The 23,110-nt window shown below is 67.5% G+C and carries 20 protein-coding genes; 15 read left to right on the top strand and 5 right to left on the bottom strand.

The window, feature by feature from the left end:
- Window positions 1-93: 93 nt before the first annotated feature.
- Window positions 94-672 (bottom strand): YqaA family protein, encoded by a 579-nt coding sequence (locus KHP16_RS01545; protein ID WP_109582117.1) that lies wholly within the window; start codon window positions 670-672, stop codon window positions 94-96.
- A 273-nt stretch (window positions 673-945) separates the two neighbouring features.
- Here KHP16_RS01545 and KHP16_RS01540 point away from each other — a divergent pair, with 273 nt between their 5' ends.
- Genes KHP16_RS01540 through KHP16_RS01505 form a run of 8 tightly spaced genes read left to right on the top strand, consistent with a single transcriptional unit; the run spans window position 946 to window position 9,016 of the window.
- Window positions 946-1,431: a (2Fe-2S)-binding protein gene (locus KHP16_RS01540; protein ID WP_109582118.1), complete on the top strand. Its 486-nt coding sequence runs from the start codon at window positions 946-948 to the stop codon at window positions 1,429-1,431.
- Window positions 1,432-1,444: 13 nt separating this feature from the next.
- Window positions 1,445-3,838: a xanthine dehydrogenase family protein molybdopterin-binding subunit gene (locus tag KHP16_RS01535; RefSeq protein ID WP_211959476.1), complete on the top strand. Its 2,394-nt coding sequence runs from the start codon at window positions 1,445-1,447 to the stop codon at window positions 3,836-3,838.
- Window positions 3,839-3,854: 16 nt separating this feature from the next.
- Window positions 3,855-4,655 carry an FAD binding domain-containing protein gene (locus tag KHP16_RS01530; protein ID WP_109582120.1) on the top strand — a complete coding sequence of 267 codons (801 nt, stop codon included), beginning with the start codon at window positions 3,855-3,857 and terminating at the stop codon, window positions 4,653-4,655.
- 14 nt (window positions 4,656-4,669) lie between these two features.
- The gene (locus KHP16_RS01525) at window positions 4,670-5,560 is read left to right on the top strand and encodes an AAA family ATPase (protein ID WP_211959475.1); all 891 of its coding nucleotides are present in this window, start codon (window positions 4,670-4,672) and stop codon (window positions 5,558-5,560) included.
- On the top strand, window positions 5,557-6,798 hold the full coding sequence (locus tag KHP16_RS01520) for a vWA domain-containing protein (protein WP_244835616.1): 1,242 nt from the start codon (window positions 5,557-5,559) through the stop codon (window positions 6,796-6,798). Before KHP16_RS01525 ends, KHP16_RS01520 begins: the two co-directional genes overlap by 4 nt.
- Complete coding sequence (locus tag KHP16_RS01515) at window positions 6,789-7,328, top strand: CoxG family protein (protein WP_109582123.1); 540 nt, start codon at window positions 6,789-6,791, stop codon at window positions 7,326-7,328. The genes KHP16_RS01520 and KHP16_RS01515 overlap by 10 nt, the downstream gene beginning before the upstream one ends.
- Entirely contained in the window at window positions 7,301-8,371 is a 1,071-nt protein-coding gene (locus KHP16_RS01510) for an XdhC family protein (protein WP_121491990.1), read from the top strand. Before KHP16_RS01515 ends, KHP16_RS01510 begins: the two co-directional genes overlap by 28 nt.
- 24 nt (window positions 8,372-8,395) lie before the next feature.
- A complete protein-coding gene (locus KHP16_RS01505; RefSeq protein WP_211959474.1) occupies window positions 8,396-9,016 on the top strand; it encodes a nucleotidyltransferase family protein in 621 nt (206 codons plus the stop codon).
- An 11-nt stretch (window positions 9,017-9,027) separates the two neighbouring features.
- Here the strand turns inward: KHP16_RS01505 and otsA are convergent, their stop codons facing one another.
- From otsA to otsB, 3 genes are all read right to left on the bottom strand, one after another.
- Window positions 9,028-10,422, bottom strand: a complete 1,395-nt coding sequence (gene otsA, locus KHP16_RS01500) for an alpha,alpha-trehalose-phosphate synthase (UDP-forming) (protein WP_115953811.1) — start codon at window positions 10,420-10,422, stop codon at window positions 9,028-9,030.
- Between the two features lie 83 nt (window positions 10,423-10,505).
- Window positions 10,506-12,263 carry a glycoside hydrolase family 15 protein gene (locus tag KHP16_RS01495; protein ID WP_109582785.1) on the bottom strand — a complete coding sequence of 586 codons (1,758 nt, stop codon included), beginning with the start codon at window positions 12,261-12,263 and terminating at the stop codon, window positions 10,506-10,508.
- Between the two features lie 238 nt (window positions 12,264-12,501).
- Window positions 12,502-13,278 carry a trehalose-phosphatase gene (gene otsB, locus KHP16_RS01490; protein WP_211959473.1) on the bottom strand — a complete coding sequence of 259 codons (777 nt, stop codon included), beginning with the start codon at window positions 13,276-13,278 and terminating at the stop codon, window positions 12,502-12,504.
- 197 nt (window positions 13,279-13,475) lie between these two features.
- Between otsB and ilvA the strand changes: the two genes are divergently transcribed.
- Window positions 13,476-15,035: a threonine ammonia-lyase, biosynthetic gene (ilvA, locus tag KHP16_RS01485; protein ID WP_109582128.1), complete on the top strand. Its 1,560-nt coding sequence runs from the start codon at window positions 13,476-13,478 to the stop codon at window positions 15,033-15,035.
- Window positions 15,032-15,877 (top strand): NADPH-dependent 7-cyano-7-deazaguanine reductase QueF, encoded by an 846-nt coding sequence (queF, locus tag KHP16_RS01480; RefSeq protein ID WP_109582129.1) that lies wholly within the window; start codon window positions 15,032-15,034, stop codon window positions 15,875-15,877. The genes ilvA and queF overlap by 4 nt, the downstream gene beginning before the upstream one ends.
- A gap of 74 nt (window positions 15,878-15,951) precedes the next feature.
- Here queF and KHP16_RS01475 read toward each other — a convergent pair whose 3' ends face one another.
- Window positions 15,952-17,310: a carbohydrate porin gene (locus KHP16_RS01475; RefSeq protein WP_109582130.1), complete on the bottom strand. Its 1,359-nt coding sequence runs from the start codon at window positions 17,308-17,310 to the stop codon at window positions 15,952-15,954.
- A 239-nt stretch (window positions 17,311-17,549) separates the two neighbouring features.
- Here KHP16_RS01475 and KHP16_RS01470 point away from each other — a divergent pair, with 239 nt between their 5' ends.
- The 5 genes from KHP16_RS01470 to KHP16_RS01450 all read left to right on the top strand — a co-directional run bounded on the left by KHP16_RS01470 (window position 17,550) and on the right by KHP16_RS01450 (window position 23,107).
- On the top strand, window positions 17,550-18,278 hold the full coding sequence (locus KHP16_RS01470; protein ID WP_244835615.1) for a TetR/AcrR family transcriptional regulator: 729 nt from the start codon (window positions 17,550-17,552) through the stop codon (window positions 18,276-18,278).
- Window positions 18,279-18,358: 80 nt separating this feature from the next.
- Window positions 18,359-19,420 (top strand): HlyD family secretion protein, encoded by a 1,062-nt coding sequence (locus KHP16_RS01465; protein ID WP_211959472.1) that lies wholly within the window; start codon window positions 18,359-18,361, stop codon window positions 19,418-19,420.
- Complete coding sequence (locus tag KHP16_RS01460; RefSeq protein ID WP_211959471.1) at window positions 19,417-20,445, top strand: ABC transporter ATP-binding protein; 1,029 nt, start codon at window positions 19,417-19,419, stop codon at window positions 20,443-20,445. The genes KHP16_RS01465 and KHP16_RS01460 overlap by 4 nt, the downstream gene beginning before the upstream one ends.
- Entirely contained in the window at window positions 20,442-21,635 is a 1,194-nt protein-coding gene (locus KHP16_RS01455) for an ABC transporter permease (protein WP_211959470.1), read from the top strand. Before KHP16_RS01460 ends, KHP16_RS01455 begins: the two co-directional genes overlap by 4 nt.
- Before the next feature lie 17 nt (window positions 21,636-21,652).
- Window positions 21,653-23,107 (top strand): efflux transporter outer membrane subunit, encoded by a 1,455-nt coding sequence (locus KHP16_RS01450; RefSeq protein ID WP_211959469.1) that lies wholly within the window; start codon window positions 21,653-21,655, stop codon window positions 23,105-23,107.
- Window positions 23,108-23,110 lie beyond the last annotated feature (3 nt).

Here is a 23,110-nt window from a genome sequence, read left to right as displayed (position 1 = left end):
ACTGCAACCCCCCTCCCTGCGCCCCTCATTGGGGCGGTTGCTGCCCGTTATCCCGCACTGCAACAAGGGACATTGGCCATCGCCCCGGGACGCTCAGAACCAGGCCTTGAGGGTGCTGCCGATGCTGTGCCAGAAGCTGTCCGGGATCCAGAGCAGACTGCCTGTCATGGCCAGATAGCGCAGGAACTTGCCGATCGCCATGTAGCCGAGGCTCGGCCAGAAGGAGAGCCGCAGCCAGCCGGCCAGGGTGCACAATGGATCACCCACGACAGGCAGCCACGACAGCAGCAGCGTCTTCGGGCCGAGCCGGCGCATCCAGCGAAAGTATTTCGCATCCAGCGCGGGCTTGCGCGGCTTGCGGGGATGGCGCCGGTGCTGGGCATGCTCGATCTCGTGCTCGCGGTGCTGGCGCCGCAGGTGATAGCGGACCAGCGCGAGCTTGGCCCAATAGCCGAGCCACCAGTCGATGGCGCCCCCGATCGTGTTGCCGGCCGTCGCGACGAGAATCGCGGGCCAGAACATGTCCGGATTCAGCTTGATGTAGCCGAACACCGCCGGCTCGGAGCCGAGCGGCAGCAGCGTGGCCGATATCAGGCTGACGAGAAAGATTGCGGGCAGCCCCACCTTCGGGAGGGCGACCATGCCGAGCAGCGAATCGAGGAACGCTTCCATAGGCGATAAGCGGGATGTGCGGGCTGTGCGGGGTGTGAAGACGGGATGCCGGTCTTCATGGGGGTCCAACCCACATGGCGATACCGTGCGATTTGTGATTAACTGTTAGAGCCAGTTGCGGTCAAACGTTCACCGCTCATCACCCGGCAAGCACCAATATCACGAAATAGCCGTAGCAACCAAGCGGCAGCACAGCGTCGTGGCCAGTCCCGCGCAGTCAGTGTGTTCGGGATGCCGGTATTGGCCATGCGCGTCACCCACATGGAGACAAGCATGGCGATTCCGATCCGCCTGACGGTCAATGGCAAGTCCATCGACGCGCAGGTCGAACCTCACACCCTCCTCGTCCAGTTCCTCCGCGACAACCTCCGCCTGACCGGCACCCATGTGGGATGCGACACGGCGCAATGCGGCGCGTGCACGGTCCATCTGGACGGACGGGCCGTCAAATCCTGCAACATGCTGGCGGTGCAGGCGGACGGCATGCAGGTGACCACGATCGAAGGCCTCTCCGCGAATGGGGAACTGCACCCGATGCAGGAAGCGTTCCGCGAATGCCATGGCCTGCAATGCGGCTTCTGCACGCCCGGCATGGTCATGGCCGCCACCGCGCTGCTGCGCGACCGGCCCAGTGCCGATGCGGAAACCATCCGCGAACAGCTCGACGGCAACCTGTGCCGCTGCACGGGCTATCACAACATCGTGCGGGCGGTGCAGCAGGGGCAGGCGATGATGCAGGCGCCCGTCGCGGCGGAATGAGAGGAGCGATGCCATGAACGCACCCGAAAGACATCCGCTGATCGGCACGCCGGTCCGGCGCAAGGAAGACTATCGCTTCCTGACCGGCAACGGCCAGTACACCGACGACATCGTGCTCGCGCACCAGAGCTATGCGTGCTTCGTGCGGTCGCCGCACGCGCATGCGCGCATCCGGTCGATCGACACCACGGAGGCGCTCGCCTCCCCCGGCGTCATCGCCGTGCTCACGGGCGACGACATGGCGGCCGACAAGGTCGGCGGCCTGCCCTGCGGCTGGCTCATCCACAGCATCGACGGCACGCCGATGAAGGAGCCGCCCCACCCCGCGCTCGCGCACGGCAAGGCGCGCCATGTCGGCGACCAGGTCGCCGTGGTCATCGCCGAAACGCTGCAGCAGGCGCGCGATGCGGCCGAGAAGGTCGACGTCGATTACGAGGAATTGCCGGCGGTGGTCTCCCCGGCCGCCGCCGCGCAATCGCCGGCGCTGGTCCATGACGACGTACCCGCCAACACCTGCTATACGTGGGGCCACGGCGACAAGGCCGCGACCGACGCGGCGTTCGCGAAGGCCGCCCATGTGACCACGCTCGAGATCGTCAACAACCGGCTGATCCCGAATGCGATCGAGCCGCGCGCCGTCAATGCCAGCTATCAGCGCCAGGACGACAGCTACACGGTCTACGTGGCCAACCAGAACCCGCACGTCGAACGGCTGTTGATGGGCGCATTCGTGCTCGGGCTGCCAGAGTCGCGGCTGCGCATCATCGCGCCCGACGTGGGCGGCGGCTTCGGCTCGAAGATCTTCCTGTATCCGGAGGATGTCGCGCTGACGTGGGCATCGAAGAAGATCGGCCGGCCCGTCAAGTGGACCGCCGACCGTTCCGAGTCGTTCCTGACCGATGCGCACGGCCGCGACCACGTGACGCGCGCCGAGCTCGCGATGGATGCCGATGGCAGGTTCCTGGCCATGCGCGTGCACACCGTGGCGAACATGGGGGCGTATCTGTCGACGTTCGCGAGCAGCGTGCCGACGATCCTCTATGCGACCTTGCTGGCCGGCCAGTATGCGACGCCCGCCATCTACGCCGAAGTGCAGGCGGTGTTCACCAACACCGCGCCCGTCGACGCGTACCGGGGCGCGGGGCGGCCCGAGGCCACGTACGTCGTGGAACGCCTCGTAGAGACCGCCGCGCGCGAGCTTGGCATGGATCCCGCCGAGCTGCGGCGCAAGAACTTCATCAGAGCGTTTCCCTATGTCACGCCCGTGGGACTGACCTACGATACGGGCGACTACGAGCCGTGCCTTGCGCGCGCGCAGGAACTCGCCGACGTGGCGGGCTTTCCGCAGCGGCGGGAAGCGTCGAAGCAGCGCGGCAAGCTGCGCGGTCTTGGCTATTCGTGCTACATCGAGGCGTGCGGGCTGGCGCCATCGAACATCGCGGGGGCGCTCGGCGCGCGCGCGGGCCTGTTCGAGGTCGGCGAAATTCGCGTGCATCCGACCGGCACGGTCACCGTGTTCACAGGCTCGCACAGCCATGGACAGGGGCACGAGACCACGTTCGCGCAGATCGTGGCGGACCGTCTTGGCATCGGGCTCGATGCGGTGGAGATCGTGCATGGCGATACGGGTCGCGTGCCGTTCGGCATGGGCACCTATGGCTCGCGCTCGCTTGCCGTGGGCGGCTCCGCGATCATGAAGGCGCTCGACAAGGTGGAAGCCAAGGCGAAGAAGATCGCCGCGCATCTGCTGGAAGCCTCCGATGCCGATATCGAATTCCACGACGGCGTGTTCCGCGTGGCCGGCACCGATCGCACGAAGACGTTCGGCGAGGTGGCGCTGACCGCGTACGTGCCCCACAACTATCCCCTCGACAAGCTCGAGCCGGGGCTCAACGAGAATGCGTTCTACGACCCGACCAACTTCACGTATCCGTCCGGTGCGTACGTCTGCGAGGTGGAGGTGGATCCCGATACCGGCGAATCGCACGTGGTGCGCTTTACCGCGGTGGACGACTTCGGCAATGTGATCAACCCGATGATCGTCGAGGGTCAGGTGCATGGCGGCATCGGGCAGGGCCTGGGCCAGGCGATGTTCGAGCAGTGCGTGTACGACGAGGACAGTGGCCAGTTGCTCACGGGCTCGTACATGGATTACGCGATGCCGCGCGCTGGCGATCTGCCGGACTTCACCGTGGAGACCGCCAATGGCACGCCGTGCACGCACAATCCGCTTGGCGTGAAGGGCTGTGGCGAGGCGGGCGCGATCGGCTCGCCGCCGGCGTTCATCAATGCGCTCGTCGATGCGCTGTCGCCGCTCGGCGTGCGAGACATCCAGATGCCCGCGACCCCGCATCGCGTGTGGCAGGCCATCCAGCGCGCCACCGAGCGCGCTACCCCCAACGCCTGAAGGAAAGGAGCACGACATGTACGCATTCCAGTACGAACGCGCGGCCGATGCGCAGGCGGCCGTGGGCATGCTCAAGGCGGACGCCGACGCCCGCTTCCTTGGCGGCGGGCAAAGCCTGCTCGCCTCGATGAAGCTTCGCCTCGCGGCGCCTTCGACGCTGATCGACGTCACGCGCATTCCGGGCCTGGCCAGTATCCGCATGGAGGGCGACGAGCTTGTCATCGGCGCGGCGGCGCGTCATGCCGACGTGGCGACGAATACCGAGGTCATGCGGCGGATTCCGGCACTGGCGCGGCTGGCGGGAGAAATCGGCGATCGACAGGTGCGCGCGATGGGCACGCTCGGCGGCTCGCTGGCGAACGACGACCCGGCGGCCGATTATCCTGCGGCGGTGCTCGGGCTCAACGCGATCATCGTGACGGATCGGCGCAATATCGCGGCGGACAATTTCTTCAAGGGATTGTTCGAGACGGCCCTTGCGCCGGACGAGTTGATTACCGCGGTACGCTTTCCGCAGCCGGATCAGGCGGCCTACGTGAAGTTCCGCAATCCGGCCTCGCGCTTCGCGCTCGTGGGGGTGATGGTCGCCCGCTCCGGCAAGATGGTGCGTGTTGCGGTGACGGGGGCGGCGGACAAGGTGTTTCGCGCGCCCGCGCTGGAGCAGGCGTTGACCACGGCGTTCACGCCGGCGGCGGCGCGGGCGGTGCGGATGGATCCTTCCGGTCTCGGTACCGATCTGCATGCGTCGGCGGAGTATCGGGCGCATCTGATCCCCGTGCTGGCGAGCCGCGCGGTGGAGCAGGCGTTGAAGGGGTAGGTGGCATCCCCATCATGCTGCCCGCCTCCATCGACGACACGATCGCGCTGCTTGCGCGCCAGCAGTACTTTGCGGATCGCGAGACGGCCACCGTGGTCTACCTCGCGCTGCGCATGCAGCGGCCGCTGTTCCTCGAGGGCGAGCCCGGCGTCGGCAAGACCGCGCTCGCCCAGGCGATGGCGGACGGGCTCGGCACGCGACTGCTGCGACTCCAGTGCTATGAGGGGCTCGATGTCGCGAGCGCGCTGTACGAGTGGGACTATCCGCGCCAGATTATGGCGCTGCGGCTGGCGGAAGCGCGCGGCGAGCGGCCCGCGCAGCAGTCGCTGTATCACGACGACTTTCTGCTCAAGCGGCCGCTGCTGGAATCGCTGCTGCCCGACCCGGCCGCGCCGCACGTACCGCGCGTGCTGCTGATCGACGAGATCGACCGCGCGGACGAACCGTTCGAGGCGTTCTTGCTCGAGGTGCTCGCCGACTATCAGGTATCGATTCCCGAGATCGGCACGGTGCGCGCCGAGCGGCCGCCGTTGATCGTCTGCACGTCCAATCGCACGCGCGAGGTGCATGACGCGCTGAAGCGCCGGTGTCTCTACCAATGGATGGGATATCCGGGCCGCGAGCGCGAGTTGCGGATCGTGGCGGCGCGCGCGCCGGAGGCCGCCGCCGCGCTGCAGCGGCAGGCGATCGACTTCGTGCACCGGTTGCGCCGGATCGATCTGTTCAAGGCGCCCGGCATCGCCGAGGCCATCGACTGGTGCCGCGCGCTCGCGGCGCTCGGCGTGACGGAACTCGATCCGCAGTCCGTACGCGATACGCTCGGCGTCCTGCTCAAGTACCAGGACGACCTGGCGCGCGCGGACGGACCGACTGTAGCCGAGTTGTTGTCGCAGCCCGCGTCATGACGATGCGCGAGGGCATTGCCCTGCCGATGCTCGCCCGCAACGTCACGCATTTCATGCGCCTGCTGCGCGATGCGGGGTTCGGGCTCTCCCCCGCGCACGCGGTGGATGCGCTCGACGCGCTGCGCCATATCGATATCGGCCAGCGCGACGAGGTTCGCGCGGCGCTTGCAGCCCTGACGCTCTCCGGCCCCGACCAGCGCCCGCTGTTCGACGCGGCGTTCGACCTGTTCTGGCGCGACCCCGACTGGGAAGGCAAGCTCCGCGCGCTGCTGTTGCCGCGCATCGATGCGGGCGCGCCGCCCCCGGCCCGCAGCAACCGTCTGGCCGATGCGCTCGCCGCGCGCACGCCAGGGCCCGAGAAGACCCCGCCATCCGTGTCCGAGGAGCGCGTCGCCGTGGCGCTGACGTTCTCCGCGCACGAACGGCTCGCGGAACGGGACTTCGAGACGCTCGATGCCGAGGAATGGCGCGCACTGCAGCGCCTCATCCGCACACGCCACGCGCATCTCGGCCTGCAACGCACACGGCGGCTGCGCGCGGCCGCGCACGGCACGCACGCCGACCTGCGCGCCAGCGCAAGGCTGGCGGTGCGGCAGCATGGCGAATGGCTGCGCTGGAAATACCGCCAGCAGGCCGAGCGCAAGGCGCCCATCGTGCTGCTGCTCGATATCTCGGGCTCGATGAGCCAGTACTCGCGCGCGGTGCTCTATTTCTGCCACGCGCTGATGCAATCGCGCGAGCGCATGCACGTGTTCCTGTTCGGCACGCGCCTGACCAACGTCACCCGCGCGCTGCGCGAGCGCGACCCCGACGATGCGGTCGGCCTGATCACCGGACAGGTCCGCGACTGGGCCGGCGGCACGCGCATCGGTACCGCGCTGGCCGAGTTCAACCGGCACTGGGCCCGCCGTACGCTGTCGGGCCGCGCGACCGTGCTGCTGGTCACCGATGGGATCGACCTGGAGGACATCGATCTGCTCGATGCGGAGATGGCGCGGCTCGCGCGCTTCGCCCACCGCATCGTGTGGCTCAACCCGCTGCTGCGGTACGCGGGCTTCTCGCCACAGGCGCGGGGCGTGCAGGCCATTCTGCCGCACGTCGATGTGCTGCGTGCCGCGCACAATCTCGACAGCCTGCTGCAGCTGGAGACGCTGCTTGCCGACAACGCGCCCGGCTGGCGACCCCATACCAAGGGCCACCCGGGCCAGACCAACTTCGAGGGGACGACATGGAAATGAACCAGACCCAGCGGCTGCCCGTGCCGCGCGACATCGCATGGGCCGCGCTGAACGATCCTGAGCTGCTCAGGCAATGCATCCCGGGATGTGAGAGCATCGAGCCCGATGGCGAGAATGCGTGGCAGCTCGCGATGACGGCGGCCGTCGGGCCTGTGAAAGCCCGTTTCAAAGGCCGTATGGCGCTACAGGATATTCAGGCGCCGGAAAGCTATACCATCGCGTTCGATGGCCAGGGCGGCGCGGCCGGCTTCGGCAAGGGCGTGGCGCGGGTTTCGCTCGCGCCGGACGGCGATGCCACGCTGCTCACCTATGCGGTGCAGGCGCAGGTCGGCGGCAAGATCGCGCAAATCGGGTCGCGGCTCGTCGATGCAGCCGCGCGCAAGATGGCGGATACTTTCTTCGCGCGCTTTACCGAGGTGGTGACCGGTGGCGCCGACGATGCGGATAACGCCGGGCAGCAAGAGCAACAGGAACAGCAACAGGAAGGGAAGCAGAAGCGATCATGGACAGCGTGGATCTCGAAGCCCTGAAGAGCAGCGTGCGATGGCAGGCGGAAGGCCATCGCGTACTGCTCGTGACGGTGGTGCGGACGTGGGGCTCGTCGCCGCGGCCCGAAGGCGCGATGCTCGCGGTGCGGGACGATGGCCTGGTGGTGGGTTCCGTCTCGGGCGGCTGCATCGAGGATGACATCATCGACCGCGTGCGGCGCGAAGGCATTCGCAGCGATCGGCCGGAATCGGTCAAGTACGGGATCAGCGCCGAAGAGGCGCATCGGTTTGGCCTGCCGTGTGGCGGGACCATCGAGCTCGTAACGGAGCCGTTGTCGGCGAAGAGCGGGATCGCGGAGCTGCTCGCCGCGGTGGAGGCGGGGCGTCTGGTGTCGCGCCGCCTCGACATGGCGACGGGGGTCGCGACGCTGGGCCCCGCCGCGGTGACCGACGGCCTCGCGTTCGAGGCCGGGACGCTCACGACGATTCACGGACCGCGGTATCGCATGCTCGTCATCGGTGCCGGGCAGTTGTCGAAGTACCTGTGCCAGATTTCGGTGGGCCTCGGCTTTCAGGTCACCGTGTGCGATCCGCGCGAGGAATATACCGAGACGTGGGACATCCCCGGCGTGACGATGGTCCGGACCATGCCGGACGATACCGTCCTGGCGATGCGGCTCGACGAGCGTTGCGCCGTGATTGCGCTCACGCATGACCCCAAGCTCGACGACCTGGCGCTGATGGAAGCGTTGCACACGCCGGCCTTCTACGTCGGCGCGCTCGGCTCGCGCCGCAACAATCAGGCGCGGCGCGAGCGGCTCAAGGAGTTCGATGTCACGGACGCGGAACTGGCTCGGCTGCATGGGCCGGTAGGCATCTATATCGGCAGCCGCACGCCGCCCGAGATCGCGATCTCAATCCTCGCCGAGGTGATCGCGGCGAAGAATCACGTGTCGCTGCCCGATATCCTGCAGGTCGAAGGCGCCAAGGCGGCGCGCGAGATTGCGGCCGGCGAGGCGGCTTGCCCGATCTCGCCCGAGGGCGAAGCCCAACCCGCCCCGACTACGCCGGCAGTGCATTCATGACGAGGATGGCATGAGGGGGATGACATGAGCGGGGGCCCGCTCACGACGGGCGACCTGCCCACCGGCGTGCTGCTGGCCGCGGGCTACGGCCGCCGGTTCGATCCCGCTGGCGTACGCAACAAGCTGCTGCAGACCATGCGCGACGGACGCACGGTAGCGTGGCGCAGCGCGCGCACGCTCGCGGTGGCCCTGCCCGCAACGGTCGCGGTGGTGCGGCCCGGACACGATGAACTTGCCGCGCAATTGCGGCACGCGGGCTGCCGCGTGATCGAGAGCGCCGCCGCCGAGTCGGGCATGGGCGCCGCCTTGCGCGACGCGGTCGCGGCCACGCCCGATGCGCGCGGCTGGGTCGTGGCGCTCGCGGACATGCCGTGGCTATCGATCGAACTCGTCCGCGCGGTGGCGCTGACCATTACTGCGCCCAACACGGCGCCCGACACCATCGCCGCGCCATGGCGCGATGGCAAGCGCGGGCACCCCGTGGGCTTTGGCGCCGCGTGGCGCGACGAACTACTGAAGCTCGAGGGCGACGAGGGGGCACGCGCGCTGCTGAAGACGCAGCCCGTGACGCGCATCCTCACCGAGGACGACGGGGCGTTTCGCGATATCGACGTTCCCGGCGACCTACCGGGCAACCTGAGCTAACGCCCCGCCCCTCAGACGTTCTCCGTCTCCGCCAACGCGCGCAGGAACTCCGCGCTCCACCAGTGAACGTCCTGCTCGCGAATGCGTTCAAGCAAACGCTGATGCCGCGAACGGCGTTCGGTCAGTGGCATGTGCAGCGCCTGCTGGATCGCCTGCGCCGTGGCGCGCGTGTCGTAAGGGTTCACGAGCAGCGCTTCCTTCAACTGTTCCGCCGCCCCCGCGAACCGCGACAACACCAGGACGCCCGGGTCGTCCGGGTCCTGCGCGGCGATGAACTCCTTCGCGACGAGGTTCATGCCGTCGCGCAGCGGCGTCACCAGGGCCACGCTGCTCGCGCGGCAGAGGCCCGGCAATCGCTTGCGCGCGGTCGAACGATGGATGTACCGCACAGGCATCCAGTCGAGTTCGCCGTACTCGCTGTTGATCGCGCCCGTGATGCCCTCCATGTCCCGACGCAGATCGGCATACGCATCCACGGACTCCCGCGACGGCGCCGCGATCTGGATCAGGGTGGCGCTGGAGCGGTTCTCCGGATATTCCGCCAGCAAGGTCTGGAACGCCTTGAGCCGCTGCGGCAGTCCCTTGGAATAGTCGAGCCGGTCGATGCCCAGCAGCAGGCGCCGCCGCGCATACTGCCCGCGCATCATCTCGTAGGTCTCGCGCGAATCGTCACCCTTGCCGAGTTCGATAAACTCGTCGACGTCGATCCCGATCGGGAACGCCTGCGCGCGGACCGTGCGATGGAACGCGCGGAAGCGGTACTCGCCCATCGGCTCCGCGCCCGCCTCGTCCTGCGCATACCGCGCGAAGTGATCGACATCGGCCTGGCTCTGAAACCCGATGAGGTCGTACGCGAACATCGCGCGCATCAGCCATTCGTGCTGCGGAATGGCCGCGAGGATCAGCGGCGGCGGCAGCGGAATATGCAGGAAGAACCCGATCCGCTGCCCGCACCCGATCGCCCGCAACTCCGCCGCGAGCGGAATCAGGTGATAGTCGTGGATCCAGATCACGTCATCGGGCTTCAGCAGCGGCGCGAGCTTGCGCGCGAACAACTGGTTTACGCGCCGATAGCTGTTGAGATTGCCGCCCGAGTCGAAATCCGCGAGATCGAGCCGGTAGTGGAACACCGGCCAGAGCACGCCGTTGCTGTACCCGAGGTAGTAGGCGTCATAGTCCTCGCGGCTCAGGTCCACGGTGGCCAGCGTCACGTTTCCGGCCTGCTGCAGATGGAGTTCGCCCTCGCCCGGCGTGCCGCCCTGATTCGCATCGACGGCCTTGCCGCTCCATCCGAACCACAAACCGCCCGTCTTCGACAATGCCTCCGAAAGCGCGACGGCAAGGCCGCCCGCCGCGTGGTTGCGCGGATCGGCGACCCGGTTGGATACCGCTACAAGTCTTCCCATTGGCTGTTTGCTGTTTCGATCGCTACTTCACTGCTGTTGCCCCCGTTTTATTGTTGGCCCAGGGAGGCTTCGGGCTGATGGCGTCAGATCACGCTGTCCCATGGCGCGGATAGCCGCATGGCACCGTTGATCAACCCCACCATCGAATACGTCTGCGGGAAATTGCCCCACATCTCGCCGGTCACGGGATGCGTGTCCTCGGAGAGCAGCCCCAGCGGATTGCGCGCGGCGAGCATCGCCTCGAAAATCTCGCGCGCTTCCTCGCGGCGGCCGATACGCGCCAGCGCGTCGATGCGCCAGAACGTGCAGATGTTGAACGCGGTCTCGGGCTTGCCGAAGTCGTCCGGCGCTTCGTAACGGCGCATATAGGGCCCGTCGCACAGCGAATCTTCCAGCGCCTTCACCGTGGACACGAAGCGCGGGTCGCGCGGGTCGATGAAGTTGACCTCGGCCATCAGCAGCACGCTCGCATCGAGCTCCTTGCCGCCGAAGCTCTCGGCGAAGGCCTGCCGCGACTCGGACCACGACTCGGCGAGGATCTGCGTCTTCATGCGATCCGCATGGTCGCCCCAGTACGCCGCGCGCGCCGGCTGTTCGAGCTTGAGCGCGATCTTCGCGAGGCGATCGCACGCGGCCCAGCTCATCAGCGCGGACGATGTATGGACGCGCGCGCGGGTGCGCAGCTCCCACATGCCCGCATCGGGCGTGCCGAACACGCGCACCGCCTGCTCGCCGACATCCTCGAGCCGCTGGAATTCGGCGAGGCCGCCGCGATGCAGCAGCCGATGGTCATGGAAGGCCTGCGCGGCGCCGAGCACCACGTTGCCGTACACGTCGTGCTGGAAGTGCTCCTGCGCCTGATTGCCCACGCGCACCGGACCCATGCTGCGATAGCCGCACAGATGGTCGAGGATGCTTTCCGGCAATTCGCGCTCGAGGCCAATGCCATAGAGCGGCTGGATGTGTCCGTCCTGCGATTGCATGACCACGTTGGACAGCCATCGCAGGTAGTCCTCCATCGTGCCGACTTCGGACAGGCTGTTGAGCGCGCGGACGACGAAGAAGGCGTCACGCAGCCAGCAGTAGCGGTAGTCCCAGTTGCGGCCGCTGCCCGGCGCCTCGGGAATGCTCGTCGTCATCGCGGCGACGATGGCGCCGGTTTCCTCGTACAGCGAGAGCTTGAGCGTGATGGCGGCGCGGATCACCGCATCCTGCCATTCGCGGGGCACCGCGAGCCGACGCGTCCACAGGCGCCAGTACGAGGTGGTCTCCTGCTCGAAGTCGCGGGCGGTCTCTTCCACGCCCCCGGCAAGGGTCTCGTCGGGACCGAGGATGAAGTTGTACCCGCGCGTGACGAGGAACGGCGTGTTCGACATCACGTACGCGAGCGGCGCGTCGGTCGTCATGCGCAGCGTGGTGCCATCGCCGATATAGCGCACATGGCTGCTGCCGCGCGTGATCTCCGGCTTGATGCGTCCCCACTGGAAGCGCGGCGCCACGTTGACGCGCACGCGAGGCGCGCCGCGCACCGGACGAATGCGGCGCACGAGCGTGATGGGACGGAAATAGCGCCCGAGCCTGAAGAAGCGCGGCGCGAAATCGGTGATCTCCAGGCAGTTGCCATGCTTGTCGATCAGCCGCGTGCGAAGGATCGCCGTATTCGGCTCGTACCACTGCGTCGCTTCCTGGAAGTCCTCGATCTCGATCGAGAAATGCCCGGCGTTCTCGCTCGGGTCCAGCAGCGCGTTGAAGACGGGGTCGCCGTCGAAACGCGGCAGGCACATCCAGACGATTCGGCCACGGCCATCGACGAGCGCGGAGAACGCGCAATTGCCGATCATGCCGAGCGAGAGCGAGGCATCGGCGACGCGGCTCGAGCAGTCGCGATCGACGTTCACCGCCGATTCCGAGGCGATGCTCGCGCTGATCGCGGCGCTGGCCGCCCGCTCGTCCGCGGTCTGGTTCGCCGTCCTGCCGGCGGCCTTGTCGGCTCCGGCTTCGAACGTCGTGGTGGCGTCGGCGGGGACATGGGCAGGTCCGCCCGACGAGATATGGGAATGGCTCACAGCGAATCCTCCCTTAGAGTCGGTGTGAAGGGGTGGAACCGGAATCGATATCCTGCACGGAGACGGACGCGGCGCGCGCCGAGCGATGGAGCCAGTCGCGGAGCGCGGCGGGACCCGTCACGCTCACGCTGGCCGCGCTCGCGCGCTGGCCCACGAGCACGCCGGTGCCGCCGAGTTCGCCAACGACCGCGAATCCCGCTTCGTCCGTGACGTCGTCGCCCGCGAACACCGGGCGGCGTCCCGCGAAGGGCGGCATGCGCATGAACGAGGCGATCGCCCCGCCCTTGTCCACGCCGGCAGGCTTGATCTCGACGACCATCTTGCCGGGCAACGCCTCGAGGCCCGTGGCATCGCGCAGCACATCGGCCACGGCGGCGCGCACGAGCGGCTCGAGCTCGGGTGCCTGCCGGTAGTGGATGGCGACCGCGATGGTCTTGTCTTCGAGCCGTAGCCCGGGATGCCGCCGGACGAGCGCCTCCAGCTGGGGCATCAGCAGGCTGATGTCGGGCGACGGGGGGGTGATGAGGTGTTCGCCGATATTGCGGAATTCGGCGCCATGGACACCCGCCGCGGGCAGGCGCAGTGGCTGCAGGAAATGGTCGAGCTCGGCGACGGGCCGGCCCGAGATGACGGCGAGCGCGCCGTCCAGCCATCGATGCAGCGTCGTCAGGGTGGCAACCAGTTCGGGCTCCACGCGCACCAGTTCGGGGCGCGGGGCGAGGTCGGCCAGCGTGCCGTCGAAGTCAAGAAACAGCGCGGTATCGGGTTCGATCAGAGATAGCGAAGACATCGCAATTACCGTAGCACGGGGATGTGACGAGCCGCCACCGGGCGCTGTCCTACACGCCACCGCGCGGCCAGCCAGTGACGCCCGCAACACCCCGGTATTGCCCGCCGGCCGGGGGTCGGTGGGCAGCGAACGGGCGCCATCCATTATCATTGGCGGTTTCCGCCGATTTTTCCGGCTTTTTTTGCTGTGGCCCCAACATGACCCGCCCGTCCGCCAAGCCCGCCAAGTCCGCCCATCCCGACTATCTCAAGAAGATCCTGACCGCCAAGGTATATGACGTGGCCCAGGAAACCGAACTGACCTACGCGCACGACCTTTCCGCCCGCACGAACAATGCGGTCTGGTTCAAGCGCGAGGACACCCAGCCGGTCTTCTCGTTCAAGATTCGGGGCGCTTACAACAAGATGGCGTCACTGACGCCCGAGGAACTCAAGCGCGGCGTCATTGCGGCCTCGGCCGGCAACCACGCGCAAGGCGTGGCGATGTCCGCGGCGCGCCTGCAGTGCAAGGCCATCATCGCGATGCCGACCACCACCCCGCAAGTCAAGATCGACGCCGTACGCGAGCGTGGCGGCGAGTGGGTGCAGATCGTGCTGCACGGCGAGTCGTACAGCGACGCGTACAACCACGCTGCCGAACTCGAGAAGAAGCACAAGCTCACGTTCATCCATCCGTTCGACGATCCGGAGGTCATCGCGGGGCAGGGCACCATCGCGATGGAAATCCTGCGCCAGCATCCGGGGCCGATCCATGCCATCTTCGTGGCGATCGGCGGCGGCGGCCTGATCTCGGGCGTGGCCTCGTACGTCAAGGCCGTGCGGCCGGAGATCAAGGTCATCGGCGTGCAGACGACGGATTCCGACGCGATGAAGCGTTCGGTCGAGGCCGGCAAGCGCGTGGAACTCAAGGAAGTCGGGCTGTTCTCGGACGGCACCGCGGTGAAGCTGGTGGGCAAGGAAACCTTCCGCATCACGCGCGAACTCGTCGACGAGATCATCACGGTGGATACCGACGCGATCTGCGCGGGTGTCAAGGACGTGTTCCAGGACACGCGCTCGATCCTGGAGCCGGCCGGCGCGCTCGCCGTGGCGGGCCTCAAGGCGTACGCCGCGCGAGAGAAGCTCAAGGGCCAGCACCTCGTGGCCGTGGCCTGCGGCGCGAACATGAACTTCGACCGGCTGCGCTTCGTGGCCGAGCGCGCCGAAGTGGGCGAGGCGCGCGAAGCGGTGTTCGCGGTGACGATTCCGGAGGAGCGCGGCAGCTTCCGCCGGTTCTGCGAGATCGTCGGCACGCGCAGCGTGACCGAGTTCAACTACCGCATCGCCGACCGCAAGGCCGCGCATATCTTCGTGGGTGTGCAGATCGCCAGCCGCGCGGAGAGCGACAAGATGGCCGCGAACTTCCGCCGCCACGGCTTCGACACGCTCGACCTCTCGAACGACGAACTGGCCAAGCAGCATATCCGCTACATGGTCGGCGGTCATTCGCCGGAAGCCGACAACGAACTGCTGTACCGCTTCGAGTTCCCCGAGCGCCCCGGCGCGCTGATGAAGTTCCTCTCGAGCATGAGCCCGAACTGGAATATCAGCCTGTTCCACTATCGGAACCAGGGCGGCGATACGTCGAACATCCTCGTGGGCATCCAGGTACCGAAGAACGACAAGCGCGCGTTCCGCGACTTCCTTTCCACGCTCGGTTACGTACACTGGGATGAGACCGACAATCCCGTCTACAAGCTGTTCCTCTCCCGATCATGAGCGAACCTTCCAACCAGCCAGAACATTCGCCGCTCGGCAAACCCTCGGCCTACAAGACCGAGTATGACCCGAGCCTGCTGTTTCCCATTTCCCGGCAGCCCAAGCGGACCGAGATCGGACTGCCGGAGGGGCGGCCGCTGCCGTTCTTCGGCGTCGATCTCTGGAATGCGTACGAACTCTCGTGGCTGAACCTGAAGGGCAAGCCGCAGGTCGCGCTGGCGAGCTTCATCATTCCGTCCGACACGCCGAACATCGTCGAGTCGAAGTCGTTCAAGCTCTATCTGAATTCGTTCAACCAGAGCAAGATCGCATCGCCGGAAGCGGTGCAGCAGTTGCTGCATCACGATCTGTCGGAAGCCACCGGCGGCACCGTGCAGGTGCGACTCGTGACCGAATCCGACCTCGGCAAACAGAAGATGGGCGAGCTGGACGGCCTGCTGCTCGATCGCCTGGACATCGAGACCGATGTCTACGAACCCGATCCGTCTCTCCTGTCCGCGGCGCAGGACGAGTCGCCGGTCGAGGAGACGCTGGTCTCGCATCTGCTCAAGTCGAACTGCCTCGTCACGGGGCAGCCCGACTGGGGCAGCGTGCAGATCCGCTATGTGGGGGCGCCGATCGATCAGGAAGGACTGCTCAAGTATCTGATCTCGTTCCGCAACCACAACGAGTTCCACGAGCAGTGTGTCGAGCGAATCTTTACGGATATCCAGCGTCAGTGCAAGCCGGTGAAGCTCGCGGTGTACGCGCGTTATACGCGCCGGGGCGGGCTCGACATCAATCCGTTCCGCACGAACTTCAATACGCCGTGGCCGGATAACCGGCGCAATGCACGCCAATGAGGCACGCCAATGAGGCACGCCAATGAGGCGCGTCAATGAGGCGCGTCAATGAGGCCCGTCAATAAGGGGGGCGCTCAGAACTCCGCGTGCGCGCGGATGCCGTAGAACTTCGCCGGACCGCGATCCCGGTTGTAGCCGGGATTGCGGATGTACTGGAAGTCCGGCGACAGCGTCAGCGTCTTCCACACCGCGAAGCTGTAGTAGACCTCCAGCACTTGCTCGGGCCCATAGCGCAGGGCGCCATCGCCGAGGAACGCGCCAAGACCGCCCGCGGCCAGATACGCGCGGTGATGCGGCCCGAGCATGTTGGCCGCGAAGGCCACGCCCACCTCGTCCTTCGCCCTCCCCCACGCCTTGCCCTTCAGCGTGCCGCCGAACGCAACCTGCCGTCCGATTTCGGTGAACGCGTAGGTTTCCGTCTTGTCGTCCGACCAGTTCGCGCGCAGGAATACGCCGAGCGAGTCGTTGACCTCCTGGAGGAACGCGACGCCCACCCCAACCTTCGCATGCTCGCGGCGCACGTCGCCAACGTCGGGCGTGACGTTGTTTGCCTGCCCATAGGCGAGCGCATCCGTGAACGCACCCATCTTCGCCTTGTTGCGCCATAGCAGCACGCGTGCCTGTCCGGGCCTGCCCGCGATGCTGTAGCGTTTCTCGAGTTCGAGCACGTCGCCGTAGTGGTCGAACATACGCGTGTCCAGTTCGCGGCCGTTCGACTCGAGCGGCAGCAGGAAGCGGCCATACCGCGCGGACCAGCCGTCGCCGACGTACTCGAGCGCGAAGCCCCAGTCGTACCCGCGCGAGTCGGCGGGGTAATCGAACGACCCATGCGCGAGGAACGACCAGTTCATGAACTGCGTGCGCGGGTCCGAGCCGTACGGGTTCTGGTCGAACACGTCGATCACGCCGAAGTTGCCGGCCGTCAGCACGAGCCGCTGCTTGTCGACGGTCCGCGCGAACTGGTTGAAGTCTTCCTCGAGCGTTTCCTCCCCGCCGCCGAACCCCCATGTCTGACGAACGAATGCGCGGGCGCGGTAGAACTTCGGGCTCGTGCTGGCCGTCTTGGCCAGCTCGCCGTTCGAGAGACCGCCGAGGCCATGCAGATTGGAGAACGGCACGCCCTGCGACACTTCCGGGTTGAAGTGGAACTCCGCGCCTTTCCACAGCCGCAGGCCGAGGTCGAGCGTGCTCGTGAACGAATAGCTCTTGGCGCGCGCGTCGGTCAGGCTGTTTTCGCCCGAGTACGCGGCGTTGAAGGCGGGCTTGCGTTGCCAGACGTACGTGGCCTGGCCGTGGAAGGCAAACGGGCTTTCCGTGGGCGCCGTGGCGAGCGGGTCGGCCGCGGTGGGGCTGACGGTTGGCGCCTCCTGCGCGAACGCGGCGGCATAGGCAGCCAGCGCCAGCATGGCAGCAGCGATGCGAATCAAGGACATGTGCAAGCTGGAGATGCCAGCGCGCCTTAGCGTGAGGCGCGCCGTGCGGAGTTGAGGTGTTGGAGCCAGCCCCTCTGGGCCTCGCGGACGCAGCATAGCCAAGGGTATGTGACATGTCTACCGGCGGCCGGCTCGCTGTGCGTTCAACGCGCTGGCATGCCGTTCCGCCGACATTGTAACGGTCCTTGGAATTAATTAACTCAAAAATTAATATTCCTTATGGATTTCAGGAATGCACGATGGCGATGAAGAAGGACACCCACGGGGTGCGTGGCCGCCGCCCCGCGCGCGGGCCAGGAAGGCCGGCTGCCGTGGACGGCGACACCGACGGCGGAGGGCCACGCGAACGGCTGCTGGATGCCGCGACGCTGCTGTTTTCGCGGCATGGCGTGGCAGGCACCCCTATCAAGGCCATCGCCGCCGAGGCAGGGGTAACGCCCGCGCTGGTCCACTACTACTTCCGGGATCGGGACCAGTTACTCGATGCAGTCGTGGACGAGCGGCTCCAGCCGCTGGTGGAGCAGGTCTTCCCGAGCATGCCGCCCGAGACGGGCGCTGCGGCCTCCGGTGCCGCGCCGGCCCGTGGGCCCGGGCCCGACGTCGTCACGATGATGACGGGGCTCGCGGCACAGCTGATTCGCGTAGCCGCGGCCACCCCGTGGCTGCCGGGGCTGTGGATCAGGGAGATCGTCGGCGCCGAGGGGCAGTTGCGGGAGCGTGTGGTGCAGCGCATCGCGCTGCGCCGCGGCGCGCTAGTCACGGGCTTGATCGCCGCCGCGCGCGAGCGGGGTGAGCTCAACCCCGCGCTGGAGCCCGCGCTCGTGATGGTCTCGCTGATCGGCCTGACGCTGCTGCCGCTCGCGACGACGCATATCTGGCGCGGCCTGCCCGGCGCGGAGGCCATCGACACCGACACGCTCGTGCGGCACGTCAGCGCCTTGCTGTCCCGCGGTCTCGCGCCGGGCTGATTGGCGGCCGCCACGCCAACGCCGAACCCCGCCCCCGTGCGCCAGCCCGCCATGCTCCAACCCTGCCCGGAGAACGTCCCATGCCCACCCTCTCCCCCCGCATCGCAAACGCCCGGACACAGCGCGCGGTCGCTGCCACACGCGCTGCCACACGCGCTGCCACACGCGCGGCCACACGCGCGGCCACACGCGCCGCCGCACGCGCCACGGCACTAGCCGCCGCGGCACTGGCACTGGCGGCCTGCTCGAACGACCCCCCCAACGGCTGGCAAGGCTACGTGGAAGGCGAGTTCGTCGCCGTAGCGTCCCCATTCGCCGGGCGCCTCGACCGCCTCGCCGTCGATCGTGGGCAGCAAATCGACAAAGGCGCGGCACTGTTCGTGCTCGAGTCCGACGACGAGCGCGCCGCGCGGGATCAGGCGGCCGAGCAGGTGCGCGTCGCCGAAGCGCAGCTCGTGGACATGCAAACGGGCAAGCGACCCGTGGAAGTCGCGGTCAATCAGGCGCAGCTGGTGCAAGCGCGGGCGCAAGCCACCCGCAGCGCGGCACAACGCAAACGCGACGAAGCGCAATTCGAAATCGGCGGCATCTCGCGCGCGCAGCTGGACGAGAGCCGCGCCACCGCCGAGTCCGATGCCGCGCGCGTGCGCGAGATCCAGCGCGACGTCGATGTCGCGCGCCTGCCGGGCCGTACCGCGCAACTGGCCGCTCAGGCCGCACAGGTGCAGGCCGCCCGCGCCGCCCTGGCACAGGCCGAATGGAAGCTCTCGCGCAAATCGGTCGCCGCGACCGAGGCCGGGCTTGTCTACGACACACCGTTTCGCAATGGCGAGTGGGTGCCCGCCGGCAGCCCGGTCGTGCGGATGCTGCCGCCAGGCAACGTCAAGGTGCGGTTCTTCGTGCCCGAGGGCGCGGTGGGGTCGATCCGCAATGGGCAGCGCGTGCAGATCGTCTGCGACGGCTGCCCGGCGCCCGTGCCGGCCACCATCACATACGTGTCCAACGAGGCCGAGTTCACCCCGCCGGTGATCTACAGCAACGAAACGCGCCGCAAGCTCGTGTTCCTCATCGAGGCGCGTCCCGCGCGTGACGATGCCCCCAGACTCCATCCGGGCCAGCCCGTCGAGGTGCGCGCTTCATGACCGCGGCCGCATCCTCCGCGCCGGAGCTCGCCATCGACGTCCACGGCCTCAACAAGCATTTCGGCGACAAGCACGTCGTCAACGACCTCTCGATGCAGGTCGCGCGAGGCGAGATCTTTGGCTTCCTCGGCCCGAACGGCAGCGGCAAGACCACATCCATCCGCATGATGTGCGGGCTGCTGACGCCCGACTCGGGCTCCGGCACCTGCCTTGGCTACGACATCCTCAAGGACGCCGCCGAGATCAAGCGCAACGTCGGGTACATGACCCAGCGATTCTCGTATTGGGAAGACCTGTCGATCCGCGAAAACCTCGACTTCGTGGCGCGCGTGTACGACATGCCAAACCGGCGCGACGCCGTCGACCGCGCGCTCGAAGACCTCGGCCTGCAATCGCGCGCCGCCCAGCTCGCGGGCTCGCTGTCGGGCGGCTGGAAACAGCGCCTCGCATTGGCCGCCTGCCTGCTGCACGAGCCGCGGCTATTGCTGCTCGACGAACCCACGGCGGGCGTCGACCCCAAGGCGCGCCGCGACTTCTGGGAGCAGCTGCATCAGCTCGCCGCGCGAGGCATCTCGGTGCTGGTCAGCACCCACTACATGGACGAAGCCGAACGGTGCCACAAGCTCGCCTATATCGCGTACGGCAAGCTGCTCGCCCAGGGCACCTCGCAGGAGGTCGTCGATAGCCAGCACCTCGCCACGTGGAGCGTCGAAGGCGAGGACCTCGCAGGCCTGTCGGCCGCGCTGCAGGGCAAGCCCGGCGTCGAGCAGACCGTCGCGTTCGGCACCGCGCTGCATGTCACCGGGCGCGATGGCGCGCTGCTTGGCGAGACGCTGCGGCAGCTTGCCGGCCCGAATCGTCACATCGAACAGACGCCCACGAGTCTCGAGGACGTGTTCATCCACATGATGAGCGGCGCGCGGGACAACATGGCCGCGCAGCCGAAGGGGACGGCCAGGATCGGGGCCAAGGTAGAGGCCAACGTAGAGGCCAAGGTAGAGCCCGACGAGAAGGACCGGACATGAGCAAGTCAGCCACGCCCGCGGCGAAGCCCGCTGTGACGCTACCCCGGCGCCCCACCCGCAACCGGTTCTCGGTCCAACGCTGGTGGAGCATCGTCCTGAAGGAGTTCCTGCAGCTACGACGAGACCGCGTGACGTTCGGCATGATCGTCGGCCTGCCGATCATCCAGCTGATGCTGTTCGGCTTCGCTATCAACTCGGACCCACGCCACATGCCAACCGCGGTCATCAGCGCGGAGCACAGCGACTTCACGCGATCGTTCGTCGCGGCCCTCGAGAACACGACGTACTTCAAGGTGGTGCGCACGCTGCCCGACGAACGCGCCGGCCGGGAAGCATTGATGCGCGGCGACGTGCAGTTCGTGCTGACCATCCCCACCGACTTCACGCGCAAGCTCCTCCGCGGGGAACGCCCCGCGATGCTCGTGGAAGCCGACGCCACCGACCCTTCCGCAACGGGCCCGGCCCTCGCCGCCCTGGCGAACCTGCCCGACAGCGTCGCGCGCATGGACCTGAAGGGCGCCCTCGCCCCGCTGGCCGGCGGCCAGTCCGCATTCGACGTCGACGTGCAGCGTCTCTACAACCCGGAAGGCATCACGCAATACAACATCGTGCCCGGCCTCATGGGCGTGATCCTGACCATGACGATGGTGATGATGACGGGCCTCGCCATGACGCGCGAACGCGAGCGCGGCACGATGGAGAACCTGCTTGCCACGCCCGTGCAGCCCGTGGAAGTCATCTCGGGCAAGATCGTGCCGTATATCTTCATCGGCCTGATCCAGGCGACGATCATCCTGGCCGCCGCCTACTGGGTGTTCTCCGTGCCGTTCTTCGGCTCGGTGATCGCCGTGTACCTCGCCGCATTGCTCTTCATCGCCGCGAACCTGACGGTCGGCATCACGCTGTCCTCGCTCGCGAAGAACCAGTTGCAGGCGGTGCAGCTCACGTTCTTCTACTTCCTGCCCAACATCCTGCTATCGGGCTTCATGTTCCCGTTCGTCGGCATGCCGCGGTGGGCGCAGTGGATCGGGAACGTGCTGCCGATGACCTATTTCAACCGGCTGATCCGCGGCATCCTGCTCAAGGGCAACGGATGGACCGAACTGTGGCCGAACGTATGGCCGATGGCCGTCTTCACGGTCGTCGTGATGACCATCGCGGTGCGCTTCTACAAGCGCACGCTGGATTAACGAGCATGGAGCTCGCGATGCGCACCTTCCTCATTTGCTGCACGGTTCTGACAGTCTCCGGCTGCGCGGTCGGCCCCGACTTCCGTGCGCCGGAGTCCACCTCCGACGCCCGCTATACGACCGGCCCCCAGCCGCAGGGCACAGTCCCCGCCGAGGGGCAGGCGCAGACGTTCGCCGAAGGCGACGTGCCCGCGCAATGGTGGACGCTGTTCCGCAACCCGGCGCTCGACGACACCGTGCGCCGCGCGCTCGAGAACAGCCCGACGCTCGCGCAGGCGAGCGCGCGGCTGCGTCAGGCGCAGGAGACACTGACCGCGCGCACGGGCGCGACGCAGTTCCCGAGCGTCGATGCGAAGTTCAACGCCACGCGCCAGCAGTTCGACATCAAGTCCGTCGGCATCGACGCGTTTCCAAACCCTGGCCCGTTCACGCTGTACGGCGCTTCGGTGCAGGTCTCGTACGTGCTCGACCTTTTCGGCGGGCAGCGGCGCGAACTCGAAGGGCTGCGCGCGGCGGTCAACTACCAGCGCTATGAACTCGAGGCGGCGCGCCTGTCGCTAGCGGCGAACGTCACGACGACGGCGATCCGGGAAGCCAGCCTGCGCGCGCAGCTGGCCGATACGGTGGCGCTTGCCGAAGCGCAACGGCGGCAGGCCGGCATCATGGAGGAACGACTCAAGGCGGGCGGCGTGGCGCGCGTCGATGTGCAACGCCAGCGCGCCGAGCTTGCGCAGACGCAGGCGCTGATCCCCGGCCTCTTGCAGCAGATCGATGCCGCGCGTCATCAACTCGCCTTGTACACGGGCCAGACGCCCGGCAACGCGAGCCTCCCGGAGTTCCGGCTCGACGAACTGTATCTGCCCGACACCGTGCCAGTGAGCCTGCCTTCGACGCTGGCGCGCCGCCGGCCCGATATCCGCGCCGCGGAAGCGCTGCTGCATGAGGCTTCCGCGAACATTGGCGTCGCCACGGCGAACCTCTATCCGCAGATCACGCTCAGCGCGAGCGCGGGCACGCAGGAGACGCGCATGCGGGATTTGTTCGACAGTCTGAATATCTGGAGTCTGGCGGCGGGTGTCGTGCAGCCTGTGTTTCGGGGCGGCGAGCTGCTGGCAAGGAAGCGCGCGTCGGAGGCGGCCTATGACCAATCCCTGGCGGCATACCGGCAGGCGGTGTTGCAGGGCTTGCAGAACGTTGCCGACTCGCTGCGCGCGCTCGAGGCCGATGCCGGGACGTTGCAGGCGCGCGCCGATAACGCGCGGCAGACGCGCGATACGCTGGCGATCGTGTCCGAGCAGTATCGGCTCGGGGGCGTGAGCCAGTTCACCGTGCTCGATGCCGAACGCCAGTCGCGGCAGGCGGCACTCGATCTGGCGCAGGCGCGTGCGAGCCGGCTGGCGGATACGGCGGCGTTGATGCAGGCGCTCGGCGGCGGATGGTGGCAGGAGACCGTCGAGGTCTCCGCCCGTTAGCAA

Source organism: Cupriavidus plantarum, assembly GCF_905397285.1.
GTDB classification, from domain to species: Bacteria; Pseudomonadota; Gammaproteobacteria; order Burkholderiales; family Burkholderiaceae; genus Cupriavidus; species Cupriavidus plantarum.
The sequence above is the reverse complement of the archived record's forward strand: the minus strand, read 5'-3'. Positions and strand labels throughout refer to the sequence as shown.